At 66.7% G+C, this 22,741-nt stretch carries 19 protein-coding genes; 9 read left to right on the top strand and 10 right to left on the bottom strand.

Features of this window, described 5'->3' with window-relative positions; translation table 11 throughout:
* Positions 1 to 383: 383 nt before the first annotated feature.
* From ndk to ASE91_RS00195, 3 genes are all read right to left on the bottom strand, one after another.
* Positions 384 to 806, bottom strand: coding sequence for a nucleoside-diphosphate kinase (ndk, locus tag ASE91_RS00205; RefSeq protein WP_056399893.1), 423 nt, complete (start codon positions 804 to 806; stop codon positions 384 to 386).
* A gap of 74 nt (positions 807 to 880) precedes the next feature.
* A complete protein-coding gene (locus ASE91_RS00200) occupies positions 881 to 1,318 on the bottom strand; it encodes a DNA polymerase III subunit chi (RefSeq protein WP_056003755.1) in 438 nt (145 codons plus the stop codon).
* Positions 1,319 to 1,427: 109 nt separating this feature from the next.
* A complete protein-coding gene (locus ASE91_RS00195) occupies positions 1,428 to 2,897 on the bottom strand; it encodes a leucyl aminopeptidase (protein WP_056621823.1) in 1,470 nt (489 codons plus the stop codon).
* A gap of 203 nt (positions 2,898 to 3,100) precedes the next feature.
* On the opposite strand from ASE91_RS00195, the gene ASE91_RS00190 reads away from it, so the two are divergent.
* From ASE91_RS00190 to rsmA, 4 genes are all read left to right on the top strand, one after another.
* A complete protein-coding gene (locus ASE91_RS00190) occupies positions 3,101 to 5,305 on the top strand; it encodes an LPS-assembly protein LptD (RefSeq protein ID WP_235530211.1) in 2,205 nt (734 codons plus the stop codon).
* A gap of 86 nt (positions 5,306 to 5,391) precedes the next feature.
* Positions 5,392 to 6,753 carry a peptidylprolyl isomerase gene (locus ASE91_RS00185; protein ID WP_082453738.1) on the top strand — a complete coding sequence of 454 codons (1,362 nt, stop codon included), beginning with the start codon at positions 5,392 to 5,394 and terminating at the stop codon, positions 6,751 to 6,753.
* A 13-nt stretch (positions 6,754 to 6,766) separates the two neighbouring features.
* Positions 6,767 to 7,762: a 4-hydroxythreonine-4-phosphate dehydrogenase PdxA gene (pdxA, locus tag ASE91_RS00180; protein WP_082453728.1), complete on the top strand. Its 996-nt coding sequence runs from the start codon at positions 6,767 to 6,769 to the stop codon at positions 7,760 to 7,762.
* On the top strand, positions 7,759 to 8,604 hold the full coding sequence (rsmA, locus tag ASE91_RS00175; protein ID WP_235530204.1) for a 16S rRNA (adenine(1518)-N(6)/adenine(1519)-N(6))-dimethyltransferase RsmA: 846 nt from the start codon (positions 7,759 to 7,761) through the stop codon (positions 8,602 to 8,604). Before pdxA ends, rsmA begins: the two co-directional genes overlap by 4 nt.
* Positions 8,605 to 8,614: 10 nt before the next feature.
* Here rsmA and ASE91_RS00170 read toward each other — a convergent pair whose 3' ends face one another.
* From ASE91_RS00170 to ASE91_RS00145, 6 genes are all read right to left on the bottom strand, one after another.
* The gene (locus ASE91_RS00170) at positions 8,615 to 9,352 is read right to left on the bottom strand and encodes an SIMPL domain-containing protein (protein WP_235530202.1); all 738 of its coding nucleotides are present in this window, start codon (positions 9,350 to 9,352) and stop codon (positions 8,615 to 8,617) included.
* A gap of 68 nt (positions 9,353 to 9,420) precedes the next feature.
* Positions 9,421 to 9,945, bottom strand: coding sequence for a tetratricopeptide repeat protein (locus tag ASE91_RS00165; RefSeq protein WP_056621661.1), 525 nt, complete (start codon positions 9,943 to 9,945; stop codon positions 9,421 to 9,423).
* Between the two features lie 25 nt (positions 9,946 to 9,970).
* Entirely contained in the window at positions 9,971 to 11,149 is a 1,179-nt protein-coding gene (locus tag ASE91_RS00160) for an RsmB/NOP family class I SAM-dependent RNA methyltransferase (RefSeq protein WP_056621659.1), read from the bottom strand.
* 167 nt (positions 11,150 to 11,316) lie between these two features.
* On the bottom strand, positions 11,317 to 12,774 hold the full coding sequence (gene guaB / locus ASE91_RS00155; protein WP_056621656.1) for an IMP dehydrogenase: 1,458 nt from the start codon (positions 12,772 to 12,774) through the stop codon (positions 11,317 to 11,319).
* Positions 12,775 to 12,793: 19 nt separating this feature from the next.
* Positions 12,794 to 14,245, bottom strand: a complete 1,452-nt coding sequence (locus ASE91_RS00150) for a M20/M25/M40 family metallo-hydrolase (protein ID WP_056621654.1) — start codon at positions 14,243 to 14,245, stop codon at positions 12,794 to 12,796.
* A gap of 37 nt (positions 14,246 to 14,282) precedes the next feature.
* A complete protein-coding gene (locus ASE91_RS00145; protein ID WP_056621652.1) occupies positions 14,283 to 15,080 on the bottom strand; it encodes an HpcH/HpaI aldolase/citrate lyase family protein in 798 nt (265 codons plus the stop codon).
* A gap of 49 nt (positions 15,081 to 15,129) precedes the next feature.
* Here ASE91_RS00145 and ASE91_RS00140 point away from each other — a divergent pair, with 49 nt between their 5' ends.
* The 3 genes from ASE91_RS00140 to ASE91_RS00130 are packed head-to-tail and all read left to right on the top strand — an operon-like array spanning position 15,130 to position 18,424.
* A complete protein-coding gene (locus ASE91_RS00140) occupies positions 15,130 to 16,107 on the top strand; it encodes an SPFH domain-containing protein (RefSeq protein ID WP_056621650.1) in 978 nt (325 codons plus the stop codon).
* Complete coding sequence (locus ASE91_RS00135; RefSeq protein WP_056621648.1) at positions 16,104 to 16,538, top strand: NfeD family protein; 435 nt, start codon at positions 16,104 to 16,106, stop codon at positions 16,536 to 16,538. The genes ASE91_RS00140 and ASE91_RS00135 overlap by 4 nt, the downstream gene beginning before the upstream one ends.
* A gap of 56 nt (positions 16,539 to 16,594) precedes the next feature.
* Positions 16,595 to 18,424 carry a DUF885 domain-containing protein gene (locus tag ASE91_RS00130; RefSeq protein ID WP_056621646.1) on the top strand — a complete coding sequence of 610 codons (1,830 nt, stop codon included), beginning with the start codon at positions 16,595 to 16,597 and terminating at the stop codon, positions 18,422 to 18,424.
* On the opposite strand, the gene ASE91_RS00125 is transcribed toward ASE91_RS00130, so the two are convergent.
* Complete coding sequence (locus ASE91_RS00125) at positions 18,402 to 19,487, bottom strand: mechanosensitive ion channel family protein (RefSeq protein ID WP_056621645.1); 1,086 nt, start codon at positions 19,485 to 19,487, stop codon at positions 18,402 to 18,404. The genes ASE91_RS00130 and ASE91_RS00125 overlap by 23 nt on opposite strands.
* Positions 19,488 to 19,614: 127 nt before the next feature.
* On the opposite strand from ASE91_RS00125, the gene gyrA reads away from it, so the two are divergent.
* Both gyrA and ASE91_RS00115 read left to right on the top strand, forming a co-directional pair.
* Positions 19,615 to 22,398, top strand: coding sequence for a DNA gyrase subunit A (gyrA, locus tag ASE91_RS00120; RefSeq protein ID WP_056621643.1), 2,784 nt, complete (start codon positions 19,615 to 19,617; stop codon positions 22,396 to 22,398).
* The gene (locus ASE91_RS00115; protein WP_056621641.1) at positions 22,395 to 22,739 is read left to right on the top strand and encodes a DUF952 domain-containing protein; all 345 of its coding nucleotides are present in this window, start codon (positions 22,395 to 22,397) and stop codon (positions 22,737 to 22,739) included. The genes gyrA and ASE91_RS00115 overlap by 4 nt, the downstream gene beginning before the upstream one ends.
* The last annotated feature ends 2 nt before the right edge of the window (positions 22,740 to 22,741 follow it).

The raw sequence follows: 22,741 nt of genomic DNA, 5'->3' as shown, positions 1-22,741 counted from the left end.
TTCCCTTTTTACCGTTCGCTGGCCCATTCCGTTTGGTTCGAACTTGGCGCGAACCGCAGTCGGGACGGGGTTGCCTCAAGCGACCGCGTTCTCGACGGGCGCTTCTCGACAAGCTCGAAGCTGCTCGAACCGAACGGGGTTGAGCGGTGGACAACTAGCGGAGTATTTCCGGCCGCAAGGTTACCGTTCTTCCTGAATAGGCATTGAGTTTGTCGAAATGGCGTATCGAAGGACCGCAACAGGTGCCTCGATACGTTTCTTCGACTTCGCTCAGTCCCTACTCGGCACGAACCGATCGGCGCCGTCTGCTCCCACGCAGCGCAAACACAAAAAAGGCCCGCTCCCCGACAGGGAAGCGGGCCTTTTTCACATTAGCTGTTCGATCAGCCGACGATCTCTTCGGGCTTGAAGAAGAAGTCGATCTCGATCTTCGCATTCTCTTCCGAATCCGACCCATGGACCGAATTGGCTTCGATCGATTCGGCCAGTTCCTTGCGGATCGTGCCGGCATCGGCGTTCGCCGGGTTGGTCGCGCCCATGATGTCGCGGTTCTTCTGGACGGCGTCTTCGCCTTCGAGGACCTGCACGACGACCGGACCCGAAATCATGAACGACACCAGGTCGTTGAAGAATGGACGCTCACGGTGCACGCCGTAAAAGCCTTCGGCCTGTTCACGGGTCATCTGGATGCGCTTCGAAGCGACGACGCGCAGGCCGGCTTCCTCCAGCATCTTGGTGACGGCGCCGGTCAGGTTGCGGCGGGTCGCATCGGGCTTGATGATCGAAAAGGTACGGGTGGCGGCCATGGTGGTCGCAGCTCCTGCGTTGCTGGTTGGAAGTTGACGGTCCCCCTAGTCGGGCACCGCGCGGCAGGCAAGCGTTACGCCGCCTGCTCCCAACCATTGTCGCCTTGCCGCCAGTACCGGCGTTCGACGCCGTCGCGCTCGGCAAGGGCTTTCCACGCGCCGCGGGCGGCGGCGATATGGTCTTCGCCGAAGAAGTGAAACGCCCGGTCGAACGTCAGCGCTTCGTCGCGCCACTGCCCGTCGACGATCGCAATGTTGCGCGCGGCGTTGGCGGGGGTGGCGTCGGCGGCGATCAGGACCGCTTGCCGGCTGTCGTCCCCTGCCCCGGCCTGCGCGTGCGGCAGGAAGCTGTCGGGTGCGTAGGTCCAGAGCAGCATGTCGAGATCGCGGCGCTGGTCGGCATCGTCGGATACCAGCAACAGCCGCTCGCCGTCGCCGTGGAGGCGGGCGGCGATGCGCGGGAGCACGCGGTCGAGCGGGCTGCGGGTCAGGTGGTAGAAGTCGACTTTCATGGCTGTGCCCACGCGTCGTTCCCGCGCAGCCGGGAACCCATATCCGCTGACGACCTCGATGGAGCCGCCAGATCAGCGTTTATGGATCCCCGCCTGCGCGGGAATGACGTTACTGTTCGAAATTATCCGTCACGAACCGGTCGAGCAGGCGCACACCGAAGCCGGTCGCACCCTTGTCGTGGTGATTGCCGGGTTTGTCGGCCCACACCATCCCGGCGATGTCGAGATGCGCCCAGCGGACGCCGTCGTCGATATACCGCTTCAGGAACTGCGCGGCGGTGATCGACCCGGCGCCGCGCGGCCCGATATTCTTCATGTCGGCGATCGGGCTGTCGATCAGCTTGTCATAGGCGGGCGACAGCGGGAAGCGCCACAACAGATCACCCGATTCCCGCGATGCGGCCAGCAACTGGTCGGCCAGCGAATCGTCGTTGGCGAACATCCCGCCATGCTCGCTGCCGAGCGACACGATCATCGCACCGGTCAGCGTGGCAAGATCGACGATCGTCTTGGGCGAATGCGTTTTCTGGACCCAGGTCAGCACGTCGCACAGGACGAGACGACCTTCGGCATCGGTGTTGAGCACCTCGATCGTCTGGCCCGACATGCTGGTGATGACGTCGCCGGGGCGCATCGCCTTGCCATCGGGCATGTTCTCGACCAGCCCGACGACGCCGACGACATTGGCCTTCGCCTTGCGCGTGGCGAGCACCTTCATCGTGCCGGCGACCGCGCCCGCGCCGCCCATGTCCCACTTCATGTCCTCCATGCCGGGTCCGGGCTTCAGCGAAATACCGCCGGTGTCGAAGGTCACGCCCTTGCCAACCAATGCGAGGTCGACGTCGCCCTGACCTTTCCCGTTCCAGCGCATCGCCAGCAGGCGCGCCTCCTTTTCCGAACCGAGGCTGACGCCGAGCAGCGCGCCCATGCCCAGTTCGGCCATCTGCCGTTCGTCGAGGATGGTCAGTTCCACGCCCAGTTCGGTCAGTTCGCGGCACTTTTCGACGAAGCTGACCGGGTACAGGATATTCGGCGGGTCGGTGACCAGCGTGCGGGTCAGGTCCATCCCCTGCGTGATTGCATCGGCGGCGACGAAGGCGTCGTCGATACCGTCCGGCGCGTTGGCGATGGTGATCGTCGACAGCGTCGGCTTGGACTTTTCGGGCATTTTCGTCCGATAGCCATCCTGCCGCCAGCCGCGCTGGGCCGCCGTCGCCGCGAAGCGCGCGACCGATGCCGCCGATGCGTCGGTGCCGGCAAAATCGACGGTCAGGTCGGTCAGGCCCGACAGCAGGAAACGCCCGGTCAGCGCGCCGCCCGCCTTTTCCAGCGCCGCGCCGTCGCCGGCACCGATGCCGAGCAGGATGACGCGGTTGGCGCTGTCGCCTTCACCGGCGACGAAGATTTCGGCCATCGAACCGGCTTCCCCCTCGAACCGGCCGGCACGGGCAGCACCGGCGACCAGCGTAGCGGTCGCATCGTCCAGCCCGGCCGCGGCGATCCGGTCGAGCCCTCCCGTAGCGACGGGCAGGACGAGGGCGGCGGCGGTTCCCCGGTCGGGGGCGAACTGGATCGAGATCGACATGCACTTCCTTCTACGCTGGCGCGCTACGGCGCTCGCTCTTCTAGGCCGCAGGGCGTGGGCAGGTAAAGCGGGTGGACGGCGATTGCGGTTCCCGCTGCACGATGCGATAGGCACAGGCGACAGGCTCGCCATGGGGCGGCGACGGTGCTGGGGAAGCGGGACTAGTGGTGCGTTCGATCGGGTCGCTTGCCCTTGGGTTGACATTGGCGTTCGGCGGGCCGGCGTTTGCGCAGGAACTGCAGGATCGGCCCAAGCCGCCGCCCGCGCCCGAACAAGCGCTGCCGACCGCACCGACTAGCGACCAGATCGATTTTTCCTCGGACCTGCTGGAATATGACAGTAACGCCGATATCGTCACCGCCAGCGGTGAGGTGCGGCTGCTGCGCGACGGCAACCGGCTGCGCGCCGACCGGGTGACGTGGAACCGCAAGACCGGCCAGGTCGTCGCCGACGGCAATATCGCGGTGACCAACCCGCAGGGCGACGTGGCCTATGGCGACCGGATCGAACTGACCGACACGCTGAAGGACGGCGTGGTCGACAATATGCTGGTCGTGCTCGACGAAGGCGGGCGGATCGCGGCGAAACGCGGCACCCGGTCCGAAAACGGCGTCGTGACGGTCGAAAGCGCGGCCTATACGCCCTGTTCGGTGACCAATTCGGCGGGATGCCCGAAAGAGCCGTCGTGGAAGATCACCGCGATCCGCGTCCGCTACGATCCGACGCGCAAGCGCATCCGCTATACCGGCGCGGGGCTGACCATCTTCGGCCTGCCGGCCATCCCGTTGCCGTCCTTTTCGCATTCGATCGGCGATGGCAGCGATTCGGGACTGCTGGCACCGTCGATCCGGCTCGACCGCGTCAACGGGGTCGAGGTTGCCGTCCCTTATTATTTCAACCTCGCGCCCAATCGCGACCTAACGATCACGCCGCACGTCTACACCGCCGTCCTGCCGATGGTGCAGGGCGAGTATCGCGCCCTGACGGCGAACGGCGCGTACCGGGTTCAGGGCTATGCGACGGTCAGCCGGCGGAGCGACGATCTGGTCCTCGGCATCGTGCCGACCGGCAGCGAACAGTCGTTTCGCGGCTATCTCGACGCGGTCGGACGGTTTCAGCTCGATCCGAACTGGGCAGTGTCGGGATCGTTGCGCTATACCACCGACCAGACGTTCCTGCGCCGCTACGACATTTCGCGCGACGACCGCCTCCGCAACAATGTGACGGTCGAGCGGATCGATCGCGATTCGATGCTGACGATCAGCGGCTGGGCGGTGCAGACGCTGCGGGTCGGCGACGATCAGGGGATGCAGCCGGTCGCGCTGCCCGAACTCGATTACCGACGCCGGTTCAACGGCCTGCTGGGCGGGGTCGCACAGGTGCAGCTCAACACGCTGGCGATCGGCCGCAGCGAGGGGCAGGATACGCAGCGCGCGTTCGCCGCCGCGCGTTGGGACCTGACCCGCTACACGCCGCTGGGGCAGGAAGTGACCTTCACCGCCTATGCGCGCGGCGACGCCTATAACGCGCGCGACACGATCGATACGGCGGTCCTGAGCTATCGCGGCGATGAAGGCTTCACCCTGCGCGGCATCGCAGCGGCGGCGATCGACGTCCGCTGGCCGTTCGTCGGGCCGCTCGGGGCGGGTACGCAGCGGATCAGCCCGCGCGTGCAGCTGGTGGCTTCGCCGAAGATCGCGAATCTGGCGGTCCCGAACGAGGATGCCCGCGCCGTCGACCTAGAGGATTCCAACCTGTTCGCGCTGAATCGCTTTGCCGGATATGACCGGTTCGAGGATTCGTCGCGCATCACCTACGGCCTCGATTATGCGCTCGATCTGCCCGGCATGACGGTCGCGGCGACGGTCGGGCAAAGCTATCGCGCGAGCGAGCGCGCCAGCATCCTGCCGAGCGGCACCGGGCTGGACGATCGCTGGTCCGATATCGTCGGGCGGACCGATATCCGGTTCCGCGAGCTGGTCAGCTTCACCCATCGCTACCGGCTCGACAAGGACGGGCTGAAGATTCGTCGCAACGAACTGGACGCGACGGTCGGCAGCCGCCGGACGTATCTGCAGGTCGGATATCTCCGGCTCAATCGCGATATCGACGAACTGGAAGATTTGCAGGACCGCGAGGAAATCCGCGTGGCGGGTCGCATCGCTTATGGTCCGTTCTGGTCGGCGTTCGGATCGGCGACGGTCGATCTGACCGACAAATCGGAGGATTCGCTATCGCTGTCCGATGGTTATGACCCGATCCGTCACCGGCTGGGCGTCCAGTATGAGGACGACTGCCTGCGGCTGGGGCTGACGTGGAAGCGCGATTACCAGCGGATCGGTGACGCGCGCAGCGGTAGCAGCTATCTGGTAACGCTGGCATTGAAGAACCTTGGGCGATAAGGCCCTGTTCAGGCGCGGCGGGTCATGAATTTGCCCGAATGGTGCGGCACCGCCCTGATTTCGCGCGCATGGGATATGACGACCAAGTGACCAAGAACATCGTGAATGTCGGCCGCATCGGCCGTTCGATCGCCGGCTTCGTCGCGATCGCCGCCGCCGCCACGCTGGCGGCGCAGACCGTCAGCGACGGGCAGGAGGTACCCGGCGCCAACCTGAACCTTCCCGGCAACCCGATCATCTTCGGGAAGCTGGACCCGAACATCCGCAAGCCGACCGCGATCGTGAACGATACGGTGCTGACCGGCACCGATGTCGACCAGCGGATGGCGCTGATCGTCGCGCTGAACGATTTCAAGCTGAGCGACGCGGACCGCGAGGTGCTGCGCCAGCAGGTCGTGCGCCAGTTGATCGACGAGACGCTGCAGATCCAGCAGGCGAAAGCGAAGGACATCACCGTCACGCCGGCCGAACTGGAGCAGAGCTTCAACCGGCTGGCCAAGCAGCGTTTCAACCAGACGCCCGACCAGCTGCGCGCCTATCTGCGCACCGTCGGGTCGTCGGATCGTTCGCTCAGGCGGCAGATCGAGGGCGAGCTGGCGTGGAGCCGGTTGCTGCGGCGGCAGGTAGAACCGTTCGTGAACGTCGGCGAGGAAGAAGTCGCCGCCGTCATCAAGCGCATGGAGGAATCCAAGGGCGCGGAAGAATACAGCCTGCGCGAAATCTACATGAGCGCCACGCCCGATCGCGCCGCCGAGGTGCAGGCGGGCATGACCAAGATGGTCGAGCAGATCCGGCAGGGTGCGCCGTTCGAATATTTCGCGCGTAATTTCTCCGAAGCATCGACCCGTGCGGTCGGTGGCGATCTGGGCTTCGTGCGGCTGAACATGCTGCCCGAACCGTTGCAGCGGGCCGCGCAACAGATGCAGGTCGGGCAGATCGCCGGACCCATCGAAGTGCCGGGCGGCTATTCGATCCTGTATCTGACCGACAAGCGGCAGGTGCTGACCGCCGATCCGCGCGACGCCAAGCTGGCGCTGCGGCAGTTGTTCCTGCCCTTCCCCGCCGGCACGACCGAAGCGCAGGCGAGCGCGAAGGTCGCGGCCTTCACCGAAGCGACGCAGACGATCCGCGGGTGCGGCGACGCGACCAAGATCGCGCAGATGCAAAAGGCGGAAATCGTCGACAACGACGCGGTGACCGTCCGCAGCCTGCCGCCGGCGTTGCAGGAAATCATCCTGAAACTGAACGTGGGACAGGCGACTCCGCCCTTCGGTTCGCCCAAGGACGGTGTGCGCGTGCTGGTGCTGTGCGGTCGCGAGGACCCACGCAACGGTGCCTTACCCAGTGCGGCGCAGATCCAGCAGGGCCTGGAGCAGGAACGCGTCAACCTGCGGGCGCAGCGCATGATGCGCGATCTGCGGCGGGACGCGGTGATCGAGTATCGCTGAGGCAGCGCGCGCGATGCGGGGAATAGCTCCTCTCGCCATATCGATGGGGGATCCCGCCGGGATCGGCCCGGAGGTGATCGCCAAGGCGTGGGAACGGCGCGACAGCGAGAAGCTGCCATGTTTCTTTGCCGTCGGTGACGTGCGCGCGGTATCGGCGGTGTGGAACGGGCCGGTCGAGCGGATCGACGAACCGCGCGATGCCGCAGACGTGTTTCGCCGTGCGCTGCCGGTCGTGTCGGTGGTCGATGACGAAGCGATCGTACCCGGACGGCCCGATATCGGGGGGGCACGCTGTGCGTTGCAGTCGCTCGAGCTGGCCGCCGGACTGGCGCGATCGGATGCGGTGTCGGGACTGGTGACGGCCCCGGTGTCCAAGGCCGATCTGTACCGGGTCGGTTTCGACTATCCGGGGCAGACCGAATTCGTCGCCGAACGCTGCGGCGTGGCGCGTGAGAATGCGGTGATGATGCTCGCCGGCCCGACCTTGCGCGTGGTGCCGGTGACGATCCACGAACCATTGGCGGCCGTGCCACGGGTGCTGACGGTGGAACTGCTGCTCGCGCGGGCGCGGGTGACGGCGCGCGGCCTGATCCGCGATTTCGGGATCGGGGCACCGCGCCTTGCGCTGGCCGGACTCAATCCGCATGCCGGCGAAGGCGGCGCGATCGGACGCGAGGAGATCGACGTGATGATCCCCGCGGTCGAGCTATTGCGGGCCGAAGGGATCGATATCGTCGGGCCGCTGGCGGCCGACACCATGTTCCATCCCCGCGCGCGGGCGCGATACGATGCGGCGCTGTGCGCCTATCACGACCAGGCGCTGATCCCGATCAAGACGCTGCACTTCGACGACGGCGTCAACATTACGCTGGGCCTGCCGATCGTGCGGACCTCGCCCGATCATGGCACCGCCTTCGACATCGCCGGCCGGGACATGGCGGAGCCGGGCGCGATGATCGCCGCGATCCGGATGGCGGGCGAAGCCGCCGCCCGCCGGGCCGCCGCGTGAGCGTTGCTCCGGTCGGCGACCTGCCGCCACTGCGGGAGGTCATCAAGCGGCACGATCTGTCGGCGAACAAGGCGCTAGGGCAGAATTTCCTGTTCGATCAGCAATTGCTCGACCGGATTGCGCGCGTACCCGGCGATCTGCACGATCAGGAGGTGCTGGAGGTCGGCCCGGGGCCGGGCGGCCTGACCCGCGGGCTGTTGCTGGCCGGGGCGAAGGTGACCGCGATCGAGCGCGACCGGCGGTGCATTCCGGCACTCGACGAACTGGGCGCGGCGTTTCCCGGACGCTTGCGCGTGATCGAAGGCGACGCCCTCGAGATTGATGCGCCGTCGCTGTTCGCGGGGCGGCCGCATATCGCGTCCAACCTGCCCTATAATGTCGGCACCGCGCTGTTCGTCGGCTGGCTGTCGGCGGCGTGGGAACCGTGGTGGCAAAGCCTGACGCTGATGTTCCAGCGCGAGGTGGCGGACCGGATCGTCGCCAGTGCCAATGACGACGCGTTCGGGCGGCTGGCCGTACTGGCGCAGTGGCGGAGTGCGGCGCGCATCGCGATGCCGGTGCATCGCAGCGCCTTCACTCCGCCGCCGAAGGTCATGTCGGCGGTGGTGCATGTCGTCCCGACCGATGCACCTGAAGGCGTTTTGCTCAAGACACTGGAACGCCTGACCGCCGCCGCATTTGGACAGCGACGCAAGATGTTGCGGCAGAGTTTGAAGTCAGTGCCGGGCGCGATCGACGCAGCGGAAGCGATCGGCATCGATCCGACGCGTCGCGCGGAAACGGTCAGCGTTGCGGAATTCGTGGCGATGGCGCGGGTGCTGGACGGTAGCCGAACCGGATAGCCGCCGAGCCTTACCGCTGGATCGCGTACCGGGCGCTCACACGGGCCTGCGTCTCGATCGCCTTGGGCGAAACGGCGATTTCCACCCTCGGACGCGCGTTAGCGAGGCTCATCGACCCAATATCGTCGGCCGAAATCGCCATGTCCATCTGCGCGTTCGGATCGTGCAACGCCAGCAATTCGCCAAGCCGGACGCCAGCACCGGCGGCCATCACCTCCGCCTTGGCGCGGGCGGCAGCGATCGCGGCGGCGGTTGCGCGGCGTTGTGCTTCCGCTGGATCGCGCAACGAGAACCCCTGTATCCGCGCATCCCGCGCCCCTAGTCGGGCGACGGCACCGACGGCGGTCCCGGCCCGATCGACCGCACCCGTCCGCGCCGTGCCCTGCAAGATCGCGATGTATCCGGTAACGGCGCAATTCCCGTCGCTCAGTCGGGGGCGGCTGTTATAACCAGTGAAATTCTCGCATTTGTCGGATCGGGCTTCGATTACGCTCACCTCCCCCGACGACAATCGCGCGCCACGCCCGAGCAACGCCGTCAACTCCGCGACGATCGCCCGCTGCTTCGTTGCCAAGGTCACGCTGGCGTCGTCGGCGGTCTTGCCTTCGCCGATGACGGAATAAGAGATGGTCGCCACGTCGGCCGGCGTGGATACGGTGCCGACACCCAGAACCTGAATGACCGGCACCCGTTCATCGGCAGACTGGGCCATTGCAGGCGTCGCGGCCAGGCCCAGAAGCAGCAGCATCGCACGTTGCATCGCATCTCTCCCTGCGTTTTCGATGCCAAGCGCCGCACATGACCGCGCAAAGGCGATTACTGGTTCGTCGGAGCGACCTTGCCCGGCACCGGTACCGCCGGTGGAGTCTGGAGCGCGGTCGCAGTCACCGGCGGACCGTTGGCGATGGACGCTGCCAGTTCGTCGCTCGCCGGGCAGGTAGCACCGCACACGGTCTTCAGCTTTGCAAGCGTTTCGCGCGCCTTGGTGACAGCGCCCTTCTGGACCAGCGCCTCACCCTCGCCCTTCAGCGCGACGACGTCATTGGGTTCGAGGCTCAGCGCCTCGCGATACAGGCGGATGGATTTTCCCGGCAATCCCTGCCCGCGTGCAATATCGGCCAGCGCGATATAGGCGGGCCGGTTGCGAGGATCGACCACGAGGGCGCTTTCGATCAGTCCGACCGCGCCCTCGATATTGCCGGATGCCTGTGCCGCGCGCCCCTGTTGCAGCAGAGCGGTCGAACGCGGGTCGATCTGGTTATCGGGACGCTGCCCGCTGAGCGACGTCGAAGCGCATACCAGCGCGAGCGCGGCCGCGACCGAAACCGAGGTGAACCGCATCAACTTCTCCGAACGCGACACAGCCTTATCCCCGACCGAGCCGTGCGACGAAGAAGCCGTCGGTTGAATCGGATGCCGGGGTCAGGCGCATTCCGCGACCGTGGACGCGCCCGCGCGGCAATGCAAGCGGCAGCGCGCGCCATTCGGGATTGCGCTTCAGAAAGCCATCGACCTGACCCGCCCCTTCGGCGTCGAGCAGCGAACAGACCACATAGGTAATCGTGCCGGTCGGCGACGTAAGGCCGGCTGCAATATCGAGCAACCGCTTCTGTGTCGCGACCACCCGGTCAAGCCTTTCGGGCGTCAGCCGCCAGCGCGCCTCCGGGTTGCGCCGCCACGTGCCGGTACCCGAACACGGGGCGTCGACCACCACCCAATCGGCCTGCCCGGCGACATCGGCCAGCATCGCCGTTTCCTTGCCCGGATCAAGCAGGCGGGGTTCGGCGATCGACACCCCGGCACGTGCGGCGCGGGGGGCAAGGCGCGACAGACGCGGGCGATCGGTATCGGTGGCAAGGATGCGCCCCTCCCCCGCCATCTGGGCAGCGATCGCCAGCGTCTTGCCGCCGCCACCGGCGCACAGGTCGATGGCGAAGCCACCCGGTTCGGCGCAGGCGGCGAGTGCGACGATCTGGCTACCGAAATCCTGGACTTCGGCGCGTCCGTCGCGCAGCGCTTCGCTGGCTGGCAGCGTGTCGGCGGGCAGTCGGATCGCGTCGGGCAGGTCGGTCGCCGGCTCGCCACCCAGTTCGTCGAGCAACGTATCGCGATCGGTGCGCAGCCGGTTGACGCGGATGTCGAGCGGCGCGCGTTCCAGCAGCGCGGCAAGGTCGGCGTCGTTCAGCCCGGAGTTCCGCAGTGCATCGGCGAGCCATGCCGGGGCATAGGCGGGTTCGGCGCGGGGCTCCTCCGCAGCGATCGGCGCGGGGCCGTAGGACGAACCGTCGAACGTCGCGGCAAGATCCTGGTCGCTTTCGGCCAGTGTGACGATCGCGGCGCGAGCGTTGACCGGCACCGCACCGAACCGGCGAACCGCGTCATAAGCAAGCGTGCGGATCGCGCGCCGATCCTTCGACCCGGCATAGCGGCGCGCGGCGAAGAACCGTTTGGCGACCTGATCGCCCGCCGCGCCGCCTGTACGCGCGGCATCGAGGATCGCATCGACCAGATCGATCGCAGCCTGGGTACGTGCCGCCGGGGTCATGCGCTACTGTCCAGAAAAACCATGCCCGACGCTATCAACATAACCTAGATCAATCCAGTACGCGAAGACGCGGGCGTGGTGTCGGACGGTCAAACGCATGGCAGCGGGAAAGGGAACGGAAGGATGGAAAAGGCTGCGTGCCGCAATCGACACGCAGCCGGCGATCCTCAGCGCGTCGGGTAGTTCGGTGCTTCGCGGGTGATCGTCACGTCATGGACATGGCTCTCGCGCAGACCAGCATTGGTGATGCGGACGAAACGGGCGCGCGCCTGCAGATCGGTGATGGTGTTCGATCCGGTATAGCCCATCGCCGCCTTCACCCCGCCGACCAGCTGGTGGATCACGTCCTTGGCCGGTCCCTTGAACGCGACCTGTCCCTCGATCCCCTCGGGTACCAGCTTAAGCTGATCCTTGATGTCCTGCTGGAAATAGCGGTCGGCCGACCCCTTGGCCATCGCACCGACCGACCCCATGCCCCGATAGCTCTTATAGGCGCGGCCTTGGTACAGGAAGGTTTCGCCAGGCGCTTCTTCGGTACCGGCGAGCAGCGATCCGATCATCACCGCCGATGCGCCGGCGGCCAGCGCCTTGGCAACGTCGCCCGAGGTGCGGATGCCGCCGTCGGCGATGACCGGAACGCCCGTCCCCTGCGCCGCTTTCGCCGCGTCCATGACGGCGGTCAGCTGCGGCACGCCGACGCCGGCGACGACGCGCGTGGTGCAGATCGAACCCGGACCGATGCCGACCTTGATCCCGTCCGCGCCCGCATCGATCAGCGCGCGGGTCGCTTCGCCGGTCGCGACGTTGCCGGCGATGACCTGTACGTGCGGTGCGATCGCCTTCACGCGCTTCACCGCTTCGGCGACCTGCCGGTTATGGCCGTGCGCGGTGTCGATGACGATCAGGTCGCATTCGGCCGCGATCAGCGCCTCGGTCCGCTCATAGCCCTTATCCCCGACCGTGGTCGCGGCGGCGACGCGCAGGCGACCGGTCCCGTCCTTGGTCGCATTGGGATAGGTTACCGCCTTTTCGATATCCTTGACGGTAATGAGGCCGACACAGGCATAGTCGTCATCGACGACCAGCAGCTTTTCGATGCGACGATGATGCAGCTGGCGCCGTGCCTCTTCCTGCGACACACCGATGCGGACCGTGGCGAGGTTCTCGTGCGTCATCAGTTCGGCGACGGGCTGGTTCGGGTTTTCGGCGAAGCGGACGTCGCGGTTGGTCAGGATACCGACCAGCTTGCCCGAACCCTCGACGACCGGAATACCGCTGATCCGGTGTCGCCCCATCAAAGCGCGCGCGGCCGAGAGCGGCGCGTCGGCGGTGATGGTGATAGGGTTGACGACCATGCCGCTTTCGAACCGCTTGACCGCGCGCACCGCCGCGACCTGTTCCTCGACGGTCAGGTTGCGGTGAAGCACACCGATCCCCCCCAGCTGCGCCATGACGATCGCCATGTCGGCTTCGGTCACCGTGTCCATGGCGGACGACAGGAACGGGATGTTGAGCGCCAGATCGCGCGCGACGCGGGTGCGCGGGTCGGCCTGGCTGGGCAGCACGTCCGATTCCTGCGGAACCAGCAGGACGTCGTCGAAGGTCAGGCCGAGGGTGATATCCATAACAGGCGTCGTCTCGTCTTCAGTTGGCGGGGTAGCGGATCGGGTCGGCAAGCGCGCGGGCGAGCGCGGCATGCAGGTCGGCATCCTCGGCAGCACCCGACAGGTCGAGATGCGCGAGGTCGTCGTTCGGTTTGTGATAGGGGCCGTCAAGATAGGCGAACAACTGCTTCATGTCGCTGACCGAACCGGTCGCCATGATCGCGGGAATGCCGCGCTTGCCGAACGCCCAGCCGTCCTGCCGCTGGATCATGATGTTCGCCTCGCTATCGGTATCGACCTTGCGGCCGAGCGAACGGGCGGTGGCGTCGACGATCGCGTCGATCTTCGGGTGATTGCCGCGACCGACGATCGCGACCGGCGTCCCGGTCGGGATGATCGCGGTCGTATCGATATTCAGGTTCGCGACGATCTTCAGCGGCGTTTCGGCGACGGCGGCGGCATAGGCGTCGGCACCAATCAACCCCTTCTCCTCTGCGGTCGTCGCGACGAAATAAATGCTGCGTTCGGGGCGAGGTCCCTTCGTCAGCGCGCGGGCGACCTCGATCAGGATCGCGGTGCCGCTGGCATTGTCCGCAGCGCCGTTACAGATGCGGTCGGGGGCACCCTCGGGCCGGCAGATGCCGATATGGTCCCAATGCGCCGACAGCAGAACGGCTTCGTTCGGGCGCGTCGTGCCGGGGATCATGCCGACGATGTTGGCGGTGGTGTAGCGATGGACGGTGCCGGTCGCGGCGATGTCGATCGTCGCCGCGGTACGGACCGGGCGGAAATCCGCGGCGATGGCGGCTTTCCGCAGATCGGCAGCCGATCGCCCCAGCAGCGTTTCGGCGAGCGACGCGGGCACGACTCCGCTGAAATCGGGACGCTTGGCGGTGCCGGTGACGGTTGCGCTGGTGAAGCTGTGCGCGACATCGGTCCACGGTGTCTGCGCCGGCGCGATCAGCAGCACACCGATCGCACCCGCCGCCAGCAGTACCGCGTTACGGTCGGCGGTCGGAACGGGCGGCGCATCGGGCGCGGTACCGCCGATGACGACAGCGATCGCACCGTTCAGCGCCGTACCACGCATCTGCGCCGGATCGCCGCGCCCGACGAACACGAGCGGCGCGCGCTGGATATCGGTCCTGGCGGACAGTCCGAGTCCTGCGATCTGATCGGCGGTCAGCGGCGTGGTACGATCGCCCTGCCGAACGGCGGCGGTGATCTTTCCCGCGCGATATTCGGCCAGCGCCACTTCCTGCCGCCAGCGGCCATCGGGCGCGCCGGGTTTCAGGCCGGCGGCGGCGAAGGCCTGCAACACATAGGCTTCGGCCCGGTCACCGCCGGGCGTGCCGGGTTCACGGCCTTCATAGGCATCGCTGGCCAGCACCGCGACATGGTCGCGCAGCATTTGTGGCGTGATCTGCTGGGCGAGAGCCGACGAGCCGCTGCACAGCAGGGCGGCGAGTCCGAGGATCGGGCGGAGCGACATGCGCCCCACTATCGATCCGAAACGTGACGGGCAAGCGTCAACGCGCGCGTTCGATCAACCTTCGCGCGGTTTCGACGTGCATATCCTCGATCATCCGGTCGCGAAACCGCCCCGCCCCGCCGGTCGCGGCGGCAATCAGCGCCCGTGCCTCGTCCAGTTCGGCGGGACTGGGCGAGAAGGCGGCGTTGGCAGCCGCGATCTGGCCGGGGTGGATCAGCGATTTTCCGTCGAAGCCGAGCGCGCGACCCTCCGCACATTCGCGTGCCAGCCCGTCGGCATCGGCGAGCGCGTTGAACACGCCGTCGATCGCCCAGCCGCCAGCCGCCCGCGCGGCGAGCACCACATTCTGCAATGCCAGCATCATCGCCCCCCGGCCCGCATCCGGTGGCAGGCGCAAGGCGGCGGCAAGATCGTTGGTGCCGATCAGCAGCCCGACCACGCCGGGCGATGCCGCGATCTCCGCCGCCGCCAGCACGCCGCGCGGCGTTTCGATCATCGCCAGCATCGCGCGCCCGGCAAGGGGTGCGAGCTCCGCGCTACATTCGACCTTCGGCACGACGATCAGCGGACCGGCGAGGTCCCGGATCGCTGCCAGATCGGCGGCGAAATGCTCGCTGTCGGGGGCGTTAACCCGAATGGCGGCACGCAGCCCGAGGCGGCCGATCGCCGCCGGCAACGCCGTGCGCGCCGCCGCCTTTTCATCCGCACGGACCGCATCTTCGAGGTCGAGGACGATCAGGTCGGCGGGCAGGCCGACTGCCTTCTCGATCATGCCAGGGCGCGCGGCGGGGACGAACAAAAGGCTGCGCGGCGCAAGGGGGATGGTGGGTTCCATCCGGGCGCTATGCTAGACCCGTCCCGGTCGAGGCAAGCGGGGATGAACGATGATAGTGGGCGTGATCGCGGCACTGGTCCTGATGGTGCTGCTCTACCTGTTCGCGAGCGTGAAGATCGTCACGCAAGGGCATCAATACACGATCGAACATTTCGGTCGCTTCACCGCGGTCGCCCGGCCCGGGTTCAACTTCTACCCCGCCTTTTTCTATCGTGTCGGCCGCAAGGTGAACATGATGGAGCAGGTGATCGACATTCCGGGTCAGGAAATCATCACCCGGGACAATGCGATGGTGTCGACCGATGGCGTGGTGTTCTTTCAGGTGCTCGACCCGGCCAAGGCGGCCTATGAGGTGTCGGACCTGTATATCGCGCTCCAGCAGATCACGACTACCAATTTGCGCACGGTAATGGGGTCGATGGACCTCGACGAGACGCTGTCGAAGCGCGACGAGATCAACGCCCGGTTGCTGGGAGTCGTCGACCACGCCACCAACCCATGGGGCGTGAAGATCACCCGTGTCGAGATCAAGGACATTCGCCCACCCGCCGACATCGTCAATGCGATGGGCCGGCAGATGAAGGCCGAGCGCGAGAAGCGCGCGAACATTCTGGAAGCGGAAGGCACGCGCGCGTCCGAAATCCTGCGCGCCGAGGGCCAGAAACAGGCCCGCATTCTCGAAGCCGAAGGCCGGCGGGAGTCGGCGTTCCGCGATTCCGAAGCGCGTGAACGTGCCGCCGAAGCCGAGGCGAAGGCCACGCAAGTGGTGAGTGACGCGATCAAGTCGGGCGGCACGCAGGCGATCAATTATTTCATTGCCCAGAAATATGTCGAGGCGGTCGGCAAGTTCGCGACCAGCCCCAATGCCAAGACGATCCTGTTCCCGGTCGAGGCGACGCAGTTGATCGGGACGCTGGGCGGGATCGGCCAGTTGGCGAAGGAAGCGCTGGGCGAACACAAGGACGGAACGCCGGCACCCGCGCTGCGGGACCGACCGGTCGGTCCGTTCGAACCGCCCGCCCGATGATCGACGGCGGCTATGGCTGGCTGTTGCTGGCGGCGGCGCTCGGTGCCGCCGAACTGGCGGTGCCGGGCGTATTCGTCGTATTCGTGGCGATCGCGGCGGCGCTCACCGGGCTGCTGTCGCTGCTGTTTCCGGCGCTGACGTTACCGGCCGAGCTGGCGGTGTTCGGTGCGTGGAGCGTGGTAACGGTACTGATCGGACGGCGCTGGTATGCCGAATATCCGGTCGACAGCGACGATCCGTTGCTGAACGATCGCGCGGCGCGGCTGATCGGGCAACAGGTCGTCGTGGTCGAGGCGATTGTCGGCGGATGCGGCCGCGTGCGGGTCGGCGACAGCGAGTGGATCGCGCGCGGACCCGATCTGGCGGTGGGCCACCGCGTCCGGATCGTCGGGGTCAGCGGATCGACCCTGACGGTCGTGGCGGACGATTGACGCGCGGCGCCGGGGACGGGACAAGGCGGCGACACGTCGTTCACAAGGGATTGCCGATGGACCTGACCCGCCGCGACTGGATCGCCGGAGCCGCCGCGACGACGCTCGCCACCGCCCTGCCCGCCCGCGCGCAGAACGTGCCCGTCGCTGCCAGCGCCGCAGAAACGGCGGCCGAGGCGACGCTGTCGCGGATCGCCGAGGCGATGCTGGTCGATTCGCCCGAGGCCGCTAGCGGTCTGGGCATCGATACCGGCGCGCGCGCGGCGCTGAAGGAGCGGCTGGGCGATCGGTCGGCAGCCGGACAGCGCGCCGTCGCCGATCATCTGCGCGCGCATGTCGCTACGCTGAAGACGATCGACGCGGTCAAGGTTTCGGCGGCGACGCGCACCGATATCGATGTCGTGCGGACCGCGTTCGAAACCGCACTCGACGGATTTGCTCTGCCCTATGGCGACGTTGCGGTCGGCGGATGGCGCAACACGCCCTATGTCGTGATCCAGAATGTCGGCGCGTATCTCGACGTGCCGCGCTTCCTCGACAGCGATCACAGCATCGCGACGAAGGCCGATGCCGATGCGTATCTGGCACGGCTGGAAAGCTATGCGACGCAGTTGGATGGGGAGACGGCGCGGGTGCGCGCCGCGTCGGCACGGGGCGTGGTGCCGCCCGACTTCCTGCTCGACAAGACGTTGAAGCAGATGACGCAGTCGCTGGCAGGCGAACCGGCAGGCTGGGACGTGGTGACGTCGCTCACGCGGCGTACCCGGGACATTCCCGGCGACTGGAGCAATCAGGCGGCCGCCATCGCCCGCGACAAGGTCAAGCCGGCGCTGGAACGACAATTGGCAGCGATGCAGGACGACCGGAAGAAGGCGACCTCCGATGCCGGCATGTGGGCGCGGCCGGATGGTGACGCGTGGTATCGCTGGGGGCTGCGGGCATCGACCACGACCAATATGACGCCTGACGAGGTCCATGCGATGGGCCGCGACGAACTGGCACGGTTGCAGTCGCAGATGGACGTGATCCTGAAGGGGCTGGGCTATAGCAAGGGCAGTGTCGGCGCGCGGATGACGGCGCTGGGCAAGGACCCGCGCTTCATCTTTCCCGAAGGCGATGCCGGACGCGCGCAGATCATGGAGCTGGTGCAGAACCGTCTGCGCGATATCCGCGCCCGGATGCCGCGTGCGTTCAACACGCTGGCACCGGGCAATGTCGAGGTCCGCCGCATCCCGCCGGTCGAGGAAGCGGGTGCGCCGGGTGCTTATGGCGGGGCGGGTTCGATCGACGGCAAGGTGCCGGGCAAGATGTGGATCAACCTGCGCACGACCGGCATCTGGACCCGCTATTCGTTGCCGACGCTGGTGTATCACGAAGCGATTCCCGGCCATGTCTGGCAGGGGGAATATAGCTTCCGCCTGCCGCTGATCCGCTCGCTGCTGCAATTCAACGCCTTTTCGGAAGGGTGGGCGCTCTACGCCGAGCAACTGGGCGACGAACTGGGCGCGTATGAGGGCGATTCGGTCGGGCGGCTCGGCTATCTCCAGTCGATCGCGTTCCGCGCGTGCCGGATGGTGGTCGATACCGGGCTGCACGCCAAACGCTGGACCCGCGGCCAGGCGATCGACTGGTTCGCCAGCACCAACGGATCGAGCGTCGACGAGGTGACCGGCGAGGTCGATCGCTATTGTTCGTGGCCGGGGCAGGCCTGCGGCTACAAGGTCGGCCACTCGGAGATCAACCGGCTGCGCGATCGGGCGAAGACCGCGCTTGGCGGACGCTATGACTTCAAGGCGTTCAACGATGCGGTCGTGCAGGGCGGCGGGGTGCCGATGACGGTGCTCGGGCGCAATGTCGATGCGTTCATCGCGGCGCGCCGGGGATAGGATCGGGCTGGTCGATGGCGAGACGCCGGCGCGGCAACGCTTCGGGCATCTCGTCGCGGATATAGGCCAGCATCCCCTCGCGTAGCGAACAGCGCAGGTCGAACGCGCGGGCGGCGTCGGAAGCGGTGGCGAGGATGCGGACCTCGATCGCGTCGGGCTTGGTATCGGTCACCTGCAGCACATAGGCCCGCCCGTCCCAGAGCGGATCGCTCTTCACCAGTTCCTCGAACCGCGCGCGCAGGCGGGGAATGTTGGTCGTGGGGTCGAGCCAGAAGAACGCCGATCCCAGCAGGCCGCTGGTCGTGCGCGTCCAGTTCTGGAAACTCGATTCGAGGAATTTGGATACCGGGACGACGAGGCGTCGTTCGTCCCAGATCTGCACGACGACATAGGTCAGGCGGATTTCCTCGATCCGGCCCCATTCATTCTCGATGATGACCACATCGTCGATGCGGATCGGTTCGGTGAACGCCATCTGCACGCCCGCAATGATGTTCTTGAGCGCGGGCTGTGCGGCGGCACCCACCGCGAGACCGGCCAAACCCGCCGAGGCCATCAGCGTGACCCCGATCGATCGGATGCTGGGGATCGACAGCAGCATCAGACAGATGGTGATGAAGCCGATGGCGATCACTGCGATCCGTCCCAGGATGGCACTGCGCGTCCGCCGCCGCCGCGCGCGCAGATTGTCGGCGACGGTGATGTCGGTCGCGACCTCGATCGCCTTCACCGACGCGCGGATCATCGCGATCGCGAACCAGCCCATCAGCAGCGGCACGACGAGGCCGGCGACCTGCGTCCACAGATCGTCCCAGCGTTCGGGAAGGCGCAGCGGCCGGCGGACACTGGCCAACACCATGGCGATCAGGATCCAGCGCATCGGCCGCCACGCATGGTCGACATAGACGTCGTCGACCGACCCCGGCGTGCGCTGTGCGAAGCGCTGGAGCAACCGGAACACGGCGGCATGCAACAACAGGGCCGCCAATACCGATATCGCGACGGTGGCGAGATCGGCGGCGGCCGGGGGCAGCGTGTTCAGAAACCGTTGTACGTCGCGCATGGACGGGCAACCTTTTGCGCCGCAGCATGTTCCGGTCACCCGCTGAACGGCGCCGCGACGCTTGGCTTTCGCCACCCGACCGGCTAGGTTGTCGCCCAACCGAAACATTCCCCGAAAGCATCGAACTTTGACAGACGCGACGCTGATCGCCGACCCATCCGATATCGCCCCCATCTCGATCGTGGACGAGATGCGGTCGAGCTATCTCGACTATGCGATGAGCGTCATCGTATCGCGCGCCTTGCCCGACGTGCGCGACGGGTTGAAGCCGGTCCATCGCCGCATTCTGTTCTCGGCACAGGAAAGCGGCTTCGTTCCCGGCAAGGCGTATCGCAAATCGGCGCGTATCGTCGGTGACGTGATGGGTAAATATCACCCGCACGGCGACACCGCGATCTATGACGCCCTCGCGCGCATGGCACAGCCTTGGTCGATGCGGCTGCCGCTGATCGATGGTCAGGGCAATTTCGGTTCGATGGATCCCGATCCGCCCGCCGCGATGCGCTATACCGAGGCGCGGCTTGCCAAGTCGGCGATGGCGCTGCTCGACGATCTCGACAAGGATACGGTCGATTTCGTGCCGAACTATGACGGGTCGGAGCGTGAGCCTGCTGTCCTGCCGGCGCGCTTTCCGAACCTGCTGGTCAACGGCGCGGGCGGGATCGCGGTCGGCATGGCGACCAACGTCCCGCCGCACAATCTGGGCGAAGTGGTCGACGCCTGCCTCGCCACGATCGACCGCCGGGTCGAGGGCGGCGAGCCGCTGACGCACGAGGAACTGTGCGAGATCGTGCCGGGACCGGATTTCCCGACCGGCGCGCTGATGCTCGGCCGGGCCGGTGCGCGCGCGGCCTATGCCGGCGGGCGCGGGTCGATCATCCTGCGGTCGCGCCACACCGTCGAGGCGCGGGGCGAGCGGCGGTCGATCGTCCTGACCGAAATCCCGTTCCAGGTCGGCAAGTCGGGGCTGGTCGAAAAGATCGCCGAGGCGGCCAAGGACAAAAGGATCGAGGGCGTCAGCGACATTCGCGACGAGTCGAACCGCGAAGGCGTCCGTATCGTCATCGACCTGAAGCGCGATGCCACGCCCGATGTCGTGCTGAACCAGTTGTGGCGGCACACGCCGGCGCAGTCGAGCTTCGCTGCGAACATGCTGGCGATCCGTGGCGGTCGACCCGAACTGCTCAACCTCGCCCAGATCATCGACGCGTTCGTCGGCTTCCGAGAGGAGGTCATCACCCGGCGGTCGAAATACGAGCTGGCCAAGGCGCGCGAGCGGGCGCACCTGTTGCTCGGGCTCGTCATCGCGGTCACTAATCTCGACGAAGTGGTGCGGATCATCCGCGGGTCGGACAGCCCCGCCGCCGCCCGCGCCGCATTGCTGGCGCGCGAATGGCCGGTCGCCGAGATCGCACCCTATCTGAAGCTGGTCGAGGCGGTCGAGGCCGACCTGACCGACGACGTGTATCGCCTGTCCGATCTGCAGGTCCGCGCGATCCTCGACCTGCGCCTCCACCGCTTGACCGCGCTCGGCCGCGACGAGATCGGCGACGAACTGAAGACGCTGGCCGCGTCGATCAGCCATCTGCTCGAAATCCTCGGCAACCGGGGCATGCTCTATGCGGTGATGCGGCAGGAGCTGGTCGAGATCCGCGCCGAATTCGCGACGCCGCGCCGAACCGAGATCGCCGGTGCCGCCGACGGGATCGACGACGAGGACCTGATCGAGCGCGAGGAGATGGTCGTCACTGTCACGGTGCAGGGCTACATTAAGCGCACCCCGCTCGACGCGTTCCGTGCGCAGAAGCGCGGCGGCAAGGGCCGCGCGGGCATGACGACCAAGGACGAGGATGCGATCACGAACCTGTTCGTGACCAGCACCCATACCCCGGTGCTGTTCTTCTCAACCGCCGGCAAGGTATACCGCATGAAGGTGTGGCGCCTGCCCGAAGGTGGGCCGGCGACGCGCGGACGGCCGATGGTGAACCTGCTGCCGCTGGCGGCGGGAGAGACGATCTCGACCGTGTTGCCGTTGCCCGAGGACGAGGAACGCTGGGCCGACCTGCACGTGATGTTCGCGACCGCGAACGGCACGGTGCGGCGCAATTCGATGGACGCGTTCGCCAACATCCCGACCGCGGGCAAGATCGCGATGCGCTTCGATGATGACAGCGACGATCGCCTGATCGGCGTGGCGCTGCTGACCGAGACCGACGACGTGCTGCTCGCGACCAAGGCCGGCAAGGCGATCCGCTTCAGCGCGACCGACGTGCGCGAGTTCCAGAGCCGCACCTCGACCGGGGTGCGCGGGATCGCGCTGGGCAAGGACGACGAGGTCATCTCGCTGTCGATCCTCGGCGGGTTCGAAGCGAGCGCCGACGAGCGTGAGGCGTATCTTAAGGCCGCACCATGGAAGGAAGGCGACCGCGAGGTTACGCTGTCGGCCGAACGCATGGCCGAGTTCGAGGCGGCGGAAGAGTTCATCCTCACCGTCACCGCCAACGGCTTTGGCAAGCGTACCTCGGCCTATGAATATCGTCGGACCAATCGCGGTGGTCAGGGGATCACCAACATCGTCACCTCCGACCGCAACGGCCCGGTCGTGGCGAGCTTCCCGGCGCATAATGGCGAACAGCTGATGCTGGTGACCGATCAGGCCAAGCTGATCCGTACCACCGTCGGCGACATCCGCGTCGCCGGCCGCAACACGCAAGGGATCACCATCTTCCGCGTCGGGATGGGCGAACAGGTCGTGTCGGCGGCGAAGATCGACGAGGACGAGAACCCCGAAAACGAGGCCGAAGCGATCGTCGCCGAGGAACGCACCGCAATGCCGCCGATCGAAGGCGATATCGTACTCGACGACGGCACCGGTCCGGCGACGATCAGCGAGAAGGATATCGAGGAATGACCGCCGCGACCGCCTTCAAGGTGCTGACCGCCGGGCAGATGGCGGCGCTGGAGACGGGCAGCTTCGACGGGGCACCGGTCGATCTGGCCGATGGCTATATCCACCTGTCGACCTTCGAACAGTTGACCGAAACGGTCGACAAGCACTTCGCCGGGCAGGACGATCTGCATGTGGCGGAGGTCGATCTGGACGCGCTGGGCGAGGCGGTGAAGTGGGAGCCTTCGCGCGGCGGGCAGTTGTTCCCGCATGTGTATGGGCCGTTGCCACTGAACGTCGTGGTGGCGTACGGGCCGCTGCACCGGGATGATGCGGGTCAGGTGCAACGGCCGGTTACCGGCTAATT

Origin of the sequence: Sphingomonas sp. Leaf62, assembly GCF_001421915.1 — a bacterium.
In the GTDB taxonomy this organism is placed as follows: Bacteria; Pseudomonadota; Alphaproteobacteria; order Sphingomonadales; family Sphingomonadaceae; genus Sphingomonas.
This window is presented reverse-complemented; position numbering and strand designations above follow the sequence as displayed.

Excerpts from the sequence above, each read along its gene's own strand:
- ASE91_RS00150 (WP_056621654.1), bottom strand. The coding sequence starts at position 14,245 with ATGTCGCTCCGCCCGATCCTCGGACTCGCCGCCCTGCTGTGCAGCGGC.
- ASE91_RS00165 (WP_056621661.1), bottom strand. The coding sequence starts at position 9,945 with ATGCGGTTCACCTCGGTTTCGGTCGCGGCCGCGCTCGCGCTGGTATGC.
- ASE91_RS00125 (WP_056621645.1), bottom strand. The coding sequence starts at position 19,487 with ATGCGCGACGTACAACGGTTTCTGAACACGCTGCCCCCGGCCGCCGCC.
- ASE91_RS00135 (WP_056621648.1), top strand. The coding sequence starts at position 16,104 with ATGATCGACGGCGGCTATGGCTGGCTGTTGCTGGCGGCGGCGCTCGGT.
- pdxA (WP_082453728.1), top strand. The coding sequence starts at position 6,767 with ATGCGGGGAATAGCTCCTCTCGCCATATCGATGGGGGATCCCGCCGGG.
- guaB (WP_056621656.1), bottom strand. The coding sequence starts at position 12,774 with ATGGATATCACCCTCGGCCTGACCTTCGACGACGTCCTGCTGGTTCCG.
- ASE91_RS00130 (WP_056621646.1), top strand. The coding sequence starts at position 16,595 with ATGGACCTGACCCGCCGCGACTGGATCGCCGGAGCCGCCGCGACGACG.
- ASE91_RS00170 (WP_235530202.1), bottom strand. The coding sequence starts at position 9,352 with ATGCTGCTGCTTCTGGGCCTGGCCGCGACGCCTGCAATGGCCCAGTCT.
- ASE91_RS00200 (WP_056003755.1), bottom strand. The coding sequence starts at position 1,318 with ATGAAAGTCGACTTCTACCACCTGACCCGCAGCCCGCTCGACCGCGTG.
- ASE91_RS00145 (WP_056621652.1), bottom strand. The coding sequence starts at position 15,080 with ATGGAACCCACCATCCCCCTTGCGCCGCGCAGCCTTTTGTTCGTCCCC.
- ASE91_RS00140 (WP_056621650.1), top strand. The coding sequence starts at position 15,130 with ATGATAGTGGGCGTGATCGCGGCACTGGTCCTGATGGTGCTGCTCTAC.
- ASE91_RS00115 (WP_056621641.1), top strand. The coding sequence starts at position 22,395 with ATGACCGCCGCGACCGCCTTCAAGGTGCTGACCGCCGGGCAGATGGCG.
- ndk (WP_056399893.1), bottom strand. The coding sequence starts at position 806 with ATGGCCGCCACCCGTACCTTTTCGATCATCAAGCCCGATGCGACCCGC.
- ASE91_RS00160 (WP_056621659.1), bottom strand. The coding sequence starts at position 11,149 with ATGACCCCGGCGGCACGTACCCAGGCTGCGATCGATCTGGTCGATGCG.